This is a genomic window from Polaromonas sp. AER18D-145, from assembly GCF_002379095.1.
Lineage (GTDB): Bacteria > Pseudomonadota > Gammaproteobacteria > Burkholderiales > Burkholderiaceae_C > Polaromonas.
On the sequence record NZ_NBZV01000087.1, the window covers coordinates 1 to 5,266 of the forward strand.

A 5,266-nucleotide genomic window follows, 5' to 3' on the forward strand; every position below is an offset into this window, starting at 1 on the left:
ATTCGTCCACCGAGGGCGGCAGAAGGTAAGCAGTGTCTCGGTCAACAGATATGAACCGGCTCATCGGGCAGGACTCCTTTGGTCTACTCCAGCAATTGTTGCGCCATACCCCGCTTCGCGAAAGACGGGAAAGCCCGACAGGCTCCTAGCGCAGGCGCACGATCAACTTGCGCAGCTCTTCCGCCCACAACACGCCGCTGGCCAGCAGCAACAAGGGCAGCAAGGTGGCGGGCGCCAGCGGCACCGTGTAAAACAGGGTGTTCATGAACGGGGCATACAGCACCAGCAGCTGCAGCGCGACGCTCAGGGCCAGGCCGCCGAGCAGCCAGGGGTTTTTCAGCAGGCCCAGCCTGAACGCCGAGCGGGTGGCCGACTGGCAGTTGAGCACATTGAACCACTGACACATCGCCAGCACGGTGAAGGTTTCGGTACGCACCAGGTCAATCGGCAAGCCCTGTCCCAGCCGCCAGACGAACCAGCCGAAGGTGACCAGCACGGCGGTGGCCGACATCAGCAGCACCCGGCCCAGCATGGTTCGGTCCACCAGCCTGTCGTTGCGTGGCACCGGCGTGCGTTTCATCTCGTCGCCGTCGGGCGGATCCATCACCAGGTTCAGGGTCAGTGTGCCCTCGGTCACGATGTTGATCCACAGGATTTGCACCGCCGCCAGCGGCAGCGGGTAGCCGGCCAGCAAGGCCAGCAGCAGCACCACGACCTCGTCGATCGAGGTGGCGAACAGGTAGAGAATGACTTTTTTCAGGTTGCCGTAAACCACGCGCCCCTGTTCGACCGCGCCGACGATGGTCGCGAAGTTGTCGTCGGTGATGATGATCTTGGCCGCGCTCTTGGCCACGTCGGTGCCGGTGATGCCCATCGCCACCCCGACATCGGCGCGCGCCAGCGCCGGTGCGTCGTTGACGCCGTCGCCGGTCATCGCCACCACCTCGCCGTGCGCCTGCAGGGCTTCGACGATGCGCAGCTTCTGCGCTGGATGCACACGCGCAAAGACCGAGATGTGATCGAGCCCGTCGCGCAGGTCTGCCTCGTTCATGCGCTCGAGTTCGTCACCGTCCACCGCGCGGTCACTGTCACGCGCGATGCCGAGTTCACGGGCAATCGCCAGGCCGGTGAGTTTGTGGTCACCGGTCACCATGACGGGCCGGATGCCGGCCGCGCGGCATTCGGCGACGGCAGCCTTGACCTCCTCGCGCGGCGGGTCGATCTGGCCGGCCAAGCCGAGCAGGTGGGCGCGACCGGCCAGCGCGTCGAAACCGGCGTCGGGGTCCAGCACATCGTCGTCCACCACGGCAAAAGCCAGCACCCGCAGCGCGCGTGCCGCCATGGCGTCGGCGGCAGCGCGTGCCGCGTGGATCACCGCCGTTCCGTCGGCCGCACACAGGTGCAGCAGCACTTCGGGCGCCCCCTTGATGAACACGCGGCGCGGTGCACCGGCAAAACGGTGGCGTGTGGCCATCATCCGGGTGTCGGCATCGAAGGCCAGTTCGGCCTCGCGCGGCGCCTCGCGGGCAAGTTTTTCCAGATCGATGCCCGCCTTGGCGGCCAGCACCTTCAGCGCGCCTTCCGTCGGGTCGCCCAGCACCGACCACTGCGTGCGCGCCCCCTCGGGCGGCATCAGCTGCGCGTCATTGCACAGCGCGGCAGCCTGCAGCAGCGGCAGCAGGGCCGCATCATCAGAACTGAGCAGGCCCTCGGGCGCGTAGCCCGTGCCGCTGACGGACACCTGCAGCCCGCCGGGCAGCCACAAGGCGCTGACCGTCATTTCATTGCGTGTCAGGGTGCCGGTCTTGTCGGTGCAGATCACGGTCGTCGAGCCCAGGGTCTCGACGGCCGACAGGCGGCGGATGATGGCCCCACGGCCCGCCATGCGCTGCATGCCCACAGCAAGAGCGATGGTCATGGCCACCGGCAGGCCTTCGGGCACCATGGACACCATCTGGCTGATGGCCACCATCAGCACATCGGCCAGCGGCAGATCCCGGAACATCCCGAGCGCGACCACCGCGACGAAAAGAACAAGCGCGGCGACGACCAGTGAGCGTCCAAACTGCGCGATGCGCTGCTCCAGCGGCGTCTGGGGGTCGGCGGCCGCTTCGGTCAGCTCGGCAATGCGGCCGACTTCGGTGTGGCGGCCGATGGCCACGACCACCGCCCGCGCGCGGCCGGCGGTTGCGTAGGTACCGGAGAACAGCATGTTGCGACGGTCCGCCAGCCCGGTGGACTCGGCCAGTGGCGCCACCGCCTTGCTGACCGGGACCGACTCGCCGGTCAGGGCTGCCTCGGCGACCTGCAACTGCGCTTCCTCGATCAGGCGGGCATCGGCGCCCACCGCGTCGCCGGCCGCCAGCAGCAGCAGATCGCCCGGCACCAGCTCGCGCGCCTCGATCAGTGCTTCCTGCCCATCGCGCAGCACCCGCACGCGCAGCGCCGCCAGCCGGCGCAGCGAGGCCATCGAACGTTCTGCGCGGCCCTCCTGGAAGGTGCCCACCACGGCATTGACCAGCACCACGGCCAGGATGACCACCGCGTCGCCGTAATGCGCCATGGCAACCGCCAGGACCGCGGCGGCAAACAGGATGTAGATCAGCGGGCTCTTGAACTGGCGCGCGAACACGGCCAGCATCGAGCGGCGCGGCGGTTCGGGCAGGGCGTTGGCGCCTTCGCTTGCGCGGCGTTTTTCCACTTCTGCGGCGCTGAGCCCCAGCGCGGGGTCGCAGGCCAGCTGGGCCAGGACCTCGCCGGCCGGCAAGGCATGCCACAGCGGAGGAGCGGGCGCAGGCCCGCTATGTGAGGAGAGGGTCTTGGCGGTCATGGGCAGGGCAGGTTGATGCTGTCAGGGTAGCGCAAAAATCGGCCACACCGGCCCGCAAGCCGCAGGCTCATCGAACAGGATGCCGTGCCGCTTGCGTTACATCAAGCCCGGTGCCAGCGCGGCGATCACGCCGCCCTCAGGGGCCGATGCTGCACCGCAGCGCGCGTGACTGCGTGACTGTTTGCAAGGCGACATCATGTTGGGGTTCGATGGACCGAACGGTCTCGCCTGCAGGAAAACGCAAAAGCCGGCCAGCAGTGTGCACAAGAATCCCGCTCGGTGGCAGCGGGGGGACGTACCCACATGCAGCATCTGTTTGATGCATATCAATCAGCCATCGTGGGACCTCGGTAGCATGAACCATCCGAAACCTGTACCTCCATGAAGCCGTCTTTCAGCACCCGCAGCAAACGCTACACTACACTCCTGGTGTTGCTGGGGTGGCTGTTTGCGCTGGTTTCAGGGGTCGCCAATGCCTGTTTGCTGGAGGCGCGCGTCACGCATGCTCACGCTGCACCCGTCGAACTGTTCGAAACCGCGCAAGCCCCCCTTGTCTCCCCAGGTCATGCGGGCGTTGTGGCTGGCCACGACGACGACTCGCAGGCTGCCAAGGCCCCGTGCCTGAAGGCCTGCGACGACGGCGCGCATTCCTTGCCCAGGCAGGACTTGACGGCGACCCAGGCTGATCCTGGCCCGGCGCCTCTCATGTCCATTCTCTGGACAGCGGCGTCGCCTGCGGCCACGACGTCCCGGCGGATGGACGACGTCCAGCCGGCCTTACCTGAACGGCCCGTCCGGGTCCGCTATTCGCGGCTGGCACTTTAGCCGCCTTCTGACGGCTGGCCTGGAACCTCGCGGCCCGCAGACCTGTCTCCATTTCTCAGTCCAGAGGACGCTGTGTCCAGGTGAAGGGGGTGGCATCAGGCATCGCGCCAGCGCCTGTGTTTACCCAGACACGCTGCACTCCCTCCTTTTCCTTTTCTTCCTCTTCTTCCTTCAACCCACCAGGAGTCTGTCATGACCCCATTCCGATTTATTCCCCTTGCCGTGGCGCTCACCGCTGTCGGCGCATTGACTGCCTGCAATACAGCCCCTGCCATGCGCATGGGCATGGGCAGCACAAGCCCCCCCAGCATGGCTGCATCTGACCAGATGGCCAGGATGGATGTGCAGATGAAGACCATGCAGGGCATGCACGAAAAAATGATGAACGCCAAGACCGCGGAAGAGCGCAACAAACTGATGGCCGAACACATGAAAACGATGCAGGACGGCATGGCCATGATGGACCGTATGTCCGGCGCTGGCATGGGCGGCATGAAAGGCATGCCGGGTATGGCCGGCGACCTGAACGCGCGCGAGCAGATGATGGAAAAACGCATGGAGATGATGCAGACCATGATGAAAATGATGATGGACCAGATGCCAGCTGCGCCTGCGCGTTAAGGAGAATTTCATGTTGCAAAGAAGACAGCTGTTTCAGTTTGCCGGTGTGGCGACCGTGGCCGCCGCTGGGGGCGCCGCCTGGATGTATTACGGATTGCCTCGTTCCGGGGCGCTGGCGGGCGGGCCGTTTCGCCACTATCCCTTCGATCCGGTGGCAGCAGAAAATTTCCAGCAAAAGCTGTTCATTCCTGTGGGCAGCGGGCCGTTCGGGGTACTCGATGTCGCCGGGCCCCTGAAAATCCGCACCACCGCGGCGAGCTTCCCGTTGCTACCCGGCCGCGAATCCCCCTTCCTGCTGTACCAGACCGAGCAGGCGGGCAAGGCCTACCAAAACCCCATCCTGCGCATCGAGAGCGGCGCGCGCTTCACGGCCAGCCTGGACAACGCGCTTCAGGAGTCGACCATCATCCACTGGCACGGCCTGCACACGCCCGCCGCCATGGACGGCCATCCGGCAAGCACCATCGGCCCCGGTGGTCGCTACGAGTATGACTTCAAGGTCAGCAACCGCGGCGGCACTTACTGGTACCACACCCACGCACACGAGCTGACCGCCGAGCAGGCCTACCACGGTCTGGCGAGTTTCTTCCTGGTGGACGACGATGATCAGCGCCGGCTGAGCAAGTCGCTTGACTTGCAACTCGGCGTCACCGACTTGCCCCTGGTCATCCAGGACAAGCAGTTCGACGCGCAGGGCAAGCTGTTGTACAAGCCTGATGCCCATGAAGCCATGATGGGCTGGCTCGGTGACATCGTGCTCGCCAACCTGACGCCCAATGCGGTGCAGGCAGTCACCCCGCGCACCTACCGCCTGCGGTTGCTCAACGGGTCGAATGCGCGTATCTACCGGCTCGCCTTCGTCAAGGGCAAGACAGCGCTGGACTTCACCGTCATCGGCACCGATGGCGGCCTGATCGAACGGCCGGAAACGGTGAGCGAAGCCTTTCTCGCGCCGGGCGAGCGCCTCGATGTGCTGTTCGACGCGGGCCA

At 65.8% G+C, this 5,266-nt stretch carries 4 protein-coding genes; 3 read left to right on the forward strand and 1 reads right to left on the reverse strand.

Going from position 1 to position 5,266, the window contains the following annotated elements:
- Positions 1-145: 145 nt before the first annotated feature.
- Positions 146-2,830: an HAD-IC family P-type ATPase gene (locus B7G52_RS22735; RefSeq protein ID WP_096699937.1), complete on the reverse strand. Its 2,685-nt coding sequence runs from the start codon at positions 2,828-2,830 to the stop codon at positions 146-148.
- A gap of 381 nt (positions 2,831-3,211) precedes the next feature.
- Between B7G52_RS22735 and B7G52_RS22740 the strand changes: the two genes are divergently transcribed.
- The 3 genes from B7G52_RS22740 to B7G52_RS22750 form a co-directional block, all read left to right on the forward strand.
- Positions 3,212-3,655 carry a hypothetical protein gene (locus tag B7G52_RS22740; protein ID WP_240523591.1) on the forward strand — a complete coding sequence of 148 codons (444 nt, stop codon included), beginning with the start codon at positions 3,212-3,214 and terminating at the stop codon, positions 3,653-3,655.
- Positions 3,656-3,847: 192 nt separating this feature from the next.
- Positions 3,848-4,276: a hypothetical protein gene (locus tag B7G52_RS22745; RefSeq protein ID WP_096699938.1), complete on the forward strand. Its 429-nt coding sequence runs from the start codon at positions 3,848-3,850 to the stop codon at positions 4,274-4,276.
- A gap of 10 nt (positions 4,277-4,286) precedes the next feature.
- On the forward strand, positions 4,287-5,266 hold a 980-nt coding region (locus B7G52_RS22750), incomplete at its 3' end, for a multicopper oxidase family protein (protein WP_170954858.1).

What these genes read in the sequence shown, in the direction of transcription:
- B7G52_RS22735 (WP_096699937.1), bottom strand. Translation starts at nt 2,830, where the DNA reads ATGACCGCCAAGACCCTCTCCTCACATAGCGGGCCTGCGCCCGCTCCT.
- B7G52_RS22740 (WP_240523591.1), top strand. Translation starts at nt 3,212, where the DNA reads ATGAAGCCGTCTTTCAGCACCCGCAGCAAACGCTACACTACACTCCTG.
- B7G52_RS22745 (WP_096699938.1), top strand. Translation starts at nt 3,848, where the DNA reads ATGACCCCATTCCGATTTATTCCCCTTGCCGTGGCGCTCACCGCTGTC.